Here is a 5,537-nt window from a genome sequence, read left to right as displayed (position 1 = left end):
GTGTGTTCTTTGAGAACTCGATAGTGTGTCGATGGATTGTTAGTGCCAATTTAGGTGCTGCGTTCTGTCACGGTGACGAAGCCTTCCTGTGTGGGGGTTTGGTTGGTGATGGGGTGTGGTGCCGGCATTAGTTAGATATTTTTTTGATCCCATCGCAGGTTTTGAGTCCTGTGGTGGTGTCAGTTTTTGTTTGGTTGGGATTATGAAAGTCTCTTCAGGACATATTTTTTTGAAAAGCGTCCCTTTCGGGGGATGGTTTTTGGAAGGTTTTCATGGAGAGTTTGATCCTGGCTCAGGACGAACGCTGGCGGCGTGCTTAACACATGCAAGTCGAACGATGAAGCCAGCTTGCTGGTGGATTAGTGGCGAACGGGTGAGTAACACGTGGGTGATCTGCCCCAAACTTTGGGATAAGCCTGGGAAACTGGGTCTAATACCGAATATGACCACTTAATGCATGTTTTGTGGTGGAAAGCTCCGGCGGTTTGGGATGGGCCCGCGGCCTATCAGCTTGTTGGTGGGGTAATGGCCTACCAAGGCGACGACGGGTAGCCGGCCTGAGAGGGCGACCGGCCACACTGGGACTGAGACACGGCCCAGACTCCTACGGGAGGCAGCAGTGGGGAATATTGCACAATGGGCGCAAGCCTGATGCAGCGACGCCGCGTGAGGGATGACGGCCTTCGGGTTGTAAACCTCTTTCACCAGGGACGAAGCGAAAGTGACGGTACCTGGAGAAGAAGCACCGGCCAACTACGTGCCAGCAGCCGCGGTAATACGTAGGGTGCGAGCGTTGTCCGGAATTACTGGGCGTAAAGAGTTCGTAGGCGGTTTGTCGCGTCGTTCGTGAAAACTTGGGGCTTAACTCCAAGCGTGCGGGCGATACGGGCAGACTTGAGTACTACAGGGGAGACTGGAATTCCTGGTGTAGCGGTGAAATGCGCAGATATCAGGAGGAACACCGGTGGCGAAGGCGGGTCTCTGGGTAGTAACTGACGCTGAGGAACGAAAGCGTGGGTAGCGAACAGGATTAGATACCCTGGTAGTCCACGCTGTAAACGGTGGGTACTAGGTGTGGGTTCCTTTTCACGGGATCCGTGCCGTAGCTAACGCATTAAGTACCCCGCCTGGGGAGTACGGCCGCAAGGCTAAAACTCAAAGGAATTGACGGGGGCCCGCACAAGCGGCGGAGCATGTGGATTAATTCGATGCAACGCGAAGAACCTTACCTGGGTTTGACATACACTAGAAAGCCATAGAGATATGGCCCCCCTTGTGGTTGGTGTACAGGTGGTGCATGGCTGTCGTCAGCTCGTGTCGTGAGATGTTGGGTTAAGTCCCGCAACGAGCGCAACCCTTGTCCTGTGTTGCCAGCACGTAATGGTGGGGACTCGCAGGAGACTGCCGGGGTCAACTCGGAGGAAGGTGGGGATGACGTCAAGTCATCATGCCCCTTATGTCCAGGGCTTCACACATGCTACAATGGCCGGTACAGAGGGCTGCGATACCGTGAGGTGGAGCGAATCCCTTAAAGCCGGTCTCAGTTCGGATCGGGGTCTGCAACTCGACCCCGTGAAGTCGGAGTCGCTAGTAATCGCAGATCAGCAACGCTGCGGTGAATACGTTCCCGGGCCTTGTACACACCGCCCGTCACGTCATGAAAGTTGGTAACACCCGAAGCCGGTGGCCCAACCCCTTGTGGGAGGGAGCCGTCGAAGGTGGGATTGGCGATTGGGACGAAGTCGTAACAAGGTAGCCGTACCGGAAGGTGCGGCTGGATCACCTCCTTTCTAAGGAGCAACATAAACTGCGGTCGATGGGTTGCTTTGTACCAGCCCCGCACGCCACTTCGGTGGTGGGTGTGATCGTGGTGGCCCCATGTCGCAGGCGAATGTTCTGTGGTGGGAGCTCATGGGTGAAACGCTGACAATGCTGGTGGATGTCATAAATGATGTTCGCCGGCGCTTCTGCAGGTGACTGCAGGGGGCATTGACACACTATTGGGTCCTGAGAGAACACACTGTGTGTGTTCTTTCTAGGGTTAGACGATGATGCCGGCTGATGCGGGTGCTTGTTATCGCGGAGGGATGAAGGTTTCTCCACGGGGTACCGGTTGGTTGGTGTGTGTTGTTTGAGAATTGCACAGTGGATGCGAGCATCTTTATTTTTTGTTTTGATATTGTTTGTAAGTGTGTAAGAGCGTACGGTGGATGCCTTGGCACCAGGAGCCGATGAAGGACGTAGGAGGCTGCGATAAGCCTCGGGGAGCTGTCAACCGAGCTGTGATCCGAGGGTGTCCGAATGGGGAAACCCAGCACGAGTGATGTCGTGTTACCCACCTGTGAATATATAGCGGGTGTGGAGGGAACGTGGGGAAGTGAAACATCTCAGTACCTACAGGAAGAGAAAACAATAGTGATTCCGTGAGTAGTGGCGAGCGAAAGCGGATGAGGCTAAACCATGCATATGTGATACCCGGCAGGGGTTGTGTGTGTGGGGTTGTGGGATCTATTTTGTCCATTCTGCCGGATGGGCCGACAGTGAGAAATCATCGTGTTAGTCGAAGTGGTCTGGAACGGCCTGTCGTAGAGGGTGAGAGTCCCGTAGACGAAAACATGGTGACTGTTGTAGTAGACACCCAAGTAGCAGCGGGCCCGTGAAATCTGCTGTGAATCTGTCGGGACCACCCGATAAGCCTGAATACTCCCTGGTGACCGATAGCGGACTAGTACCGTGAGGGAAAGGTGAAAAGTACCCCGGGAGGGGAGTGAAATAGTACCTGAAACCTTGCGCTTACAATCCGTCAAAGCCTGCGCAGTCTTTAGTGGCTGGTGGGTGATGGCGTGCCTTTTGAAGAATGAGCCTGCGAGTTAGTGCTCGGTGGCGAGGTTAACCCGTGTGGGGTAGCCGTAGCGAAAGCGAGTCCGAATAGGGCGCCAGAGTCGCCGGGTCTAGACCCGAAGCGGAGTGATCTACCCATGGCCAGGTTGAAGCGACGGTAAGACGTCGTGGAGGACCGAACCCACTTCAGTTGAAAATGGAGGGGATGAGCTGTGGGTAGGGGTGAAAGGCCAATCAAACTCCGTGATAGCTGGTTCTCCCCGAAATGCATTTAGGTGCAGCGTCGCATGTTTCTCACTGGAGGTAGAGCTACTGGATGGCCGATGGGCCCTACAAGGTTACTGACGTCAGCCAAACTCCGAATGCCGGTGAGTGAGAGTGCGGCAGTGAGACTGCGGGCGATAAGGTTCGTAGTCGAGAGGGAAACAGCCCAGATCGCCGGCTAAGGCCCCTAAGCGTGTACTAAGTGGAAAAGGATGTGGGGTCGCGAAGACAACCAGGAGGTTGGCTTAGAAGCAGCCACCCTTGAAAGAGTGCGTAATAGCTCACTGGTCAAGTGATCCTGCGCCGACAATGTAGCGGGGCTCAAGTACACCGCCGAAGCCGCGGCACTCACGCAATAGCCCGTCTCATCCTTATGGGGGTGTGACTAGGTGTGTGGGTGGGTAGGGGAGCGTCCTGCATCCCTGGAAGCCACAGAGTGATCTAGTGGTGGAGGGTGTGGGAGTGAGAATGCAGGCATGAGTAGCGAAAGAACAGTGAGAAACTGTTCCGCCGAATGACCAAGGGTTCCTGGGCCAGGCTAATCCGCCCAGGGTGAGTCGGGACCTAAGGCGAGGCCGACAGGCGTAGTCGATGGACAACGGGTTGATATTCCCGTACCCGTGTAGTCGCGCCCGTGATGAATCAGCTGTACTAACCGCCCTGAATGTTCCTTACCGCCTTCGGGTGGCCTGGGACTGGATGCGCGGGACCTTGGTTGGTAGTAGTCAAGCGATGGGGTGACGCAGGAAGGTAGTGGGGCCAGTCAGTGGTTGTACTGGTGTAAGCCTGTAGGGCGTGTTCTAGGCAAATCCGGAGCACACATAGCCTGAGAGGTGATGCGTAGCCGAATGAGGCGAATTCCATGATCCTATGCTGCCGAGAAAAGCCTCTAGCGAGTGGCGACACGGCCCGTACCCCAAACCAACACAGGTGGTCAGGTAGAGAATACTAAGGCGATCGAGAGAACTGTGGTTAAGGAACTCGGCAAAATGCCCCCGTAACTTCGGGAGAAGGGGGACCACGTCTGGTGATGGAGTTTTCCTCCTGAGCTGGGTGTGGTCGCAGAGACCAGAGAGAAGCGACTGTTTACTAAAAACACAGGTCCGTGCGAAGTCGTAAGACGATGTATACGGACTGACGCCTGCCCGGTGCTGGAAGGTTAAGAGGACCGGTTAACACTTCGGTGTGAAGCTGAGAATTTAAGCCCCAGTAAACGGCGGTGGTAACTATAACCATCCTAAGGTAGCGAAATTCCTTGTCGGGTAAGTTCCGACCTGCACGAATGGCGTAACGACTTCTCTGCTGTCTCAACCACAGACTCGGCGAAATTGCAGTACGAGTAAAGATGCTCGTTACGCGCGGCAGGACGAAAAGACCCCGGGACCTTCACTATAGCTTGGTATTGGTGTTCGGTTCGGTTTGTGTAGGATAGGTGGGAGACTGTGAAGCATGCACGCCAGTGTGTGTGGAGTCGTTGTTGAAATACCACTCTGATCGTATTGGATATCTAACCTCGGACCATGATCTGGTTCAGGGACAGTGCCTGGTGGGTAGTTTAACTGGGGCGGTTGCCTCCTAAAATGTAACGGAGGCGCCCAAAGGTTCCCTCAGCCTGGTTGGCAATCAGGTGTTGAGTGTAAGTGCACAAGGGAGCTTGACTGTGAGACGTACATGTCGAGCAGGGACGAAAGTCGGGACTAGTGATCCGGCACCGGCAAGTGGAAGCGGTGTCGCTCAACGGATAAAAGGTACCCCGGGGATAACAGGCTGATCTTCCCCAAGAGTCCATATCGACGGGATGGTTTGGCACCTCGATGTCGGCTCGTCGCATCCTGGGGCTGGAGTAGGTCCCAAGGGTTGGGCTGTTCGCCCATTAAAGCGGCACGCGAGCTGGGTTTAGAACGTCGTGAGACAGTTCGGTCTCTATCCGCCGCGCGCGTAAGAAACTTGAGGAAACCTGTCCCTAGTACGAGAGGACCGGGACGGACGAACCTCTGGTGTGCCAGTTGTCCTACCAAGGGCACCGCTGGTTAGCTACGTTCGGAAGGGATAACCGCTGAAAGCATCTAAGCGGGAAGCCTGTTCCAAGATGAGGTTTCTCACCACCTTCGCGTGGTTAAGGCCCCCCACAGACCATGGGGTAGATAGGCCAGAACTGGAAGTCGGGTAACCGATGCAGGTGACTGGTACTAATCGGCCGAGGACTTACAACCAAAACAAACACTCAAAGCGTGTTACGCATCCACTGTGCAATATCTGAAACAACACACAAACAACATGTCCGGTTTGTGTACCGGTTTCATAGAGTTACGGCGGCTATAGCGGTGGGGAAACGCCCGGTCCCATTCCGAACCCGGAAGCTAAGCCCACCAGCGCCAATGGTACTGCACCCTAATCAGTGTGGGAGAGTAGGACACCGCCGAACACAATTT

The 5,537-nt window shown here is 55.0% G+C and carries 3 rRNA genes; all 3 read left to right on the top strand.

Features of this window, described 5'->3' with window-relative positions:
• The first annotated feature begins 269 nt into the window (after positions 1 to 269).
• The 3 genes from DFR67_RS30040 (at position 270) to rrf (ending at position 5,530) form a co-directional block, all read left to right on the top strand.
• Positions 270 to 1,790 (top strand): 16S ribosomal RNA (locus tag DFR67_RS30040).
• A 393-nt stretch (positions 1,791 to 2,183) separates the two neighbouring features.
• Positions 2,184 to 5,318: ribosomal RNA gene (locus DFR67_RS30035) — 23S ribosomal RNA — on the top strand.
• Positions 5,319 to 5,413: 95 nt separating this feature from the next.
• Positions 5,414 to 5,530: ribosomal RNA gene (gene rrf / locus DFR67_RS30030) — 5S ribosomal RNA — on the top strand.
• The 16S, 23S and 5S rRNA genes sit together here, the layout of an rRNA operon.
• Positions 5,531 to 5,537 lie beyond the last annotated feature (7 nt).

Source organism: Williamsia limnetica, assembly GCF_003217475.1.
GTDB classification, from domain to species: Bacteria; Actinomycetota; Actinomycetes; order Mycobacteriales; family Mycobacteriaceae; genus Williamsia; species Williamsia limnetica.
Note: the sequence above shows the minus strand (reverse complement) of the source record. Positions and strands in the feature narration are given on the sequence as shown.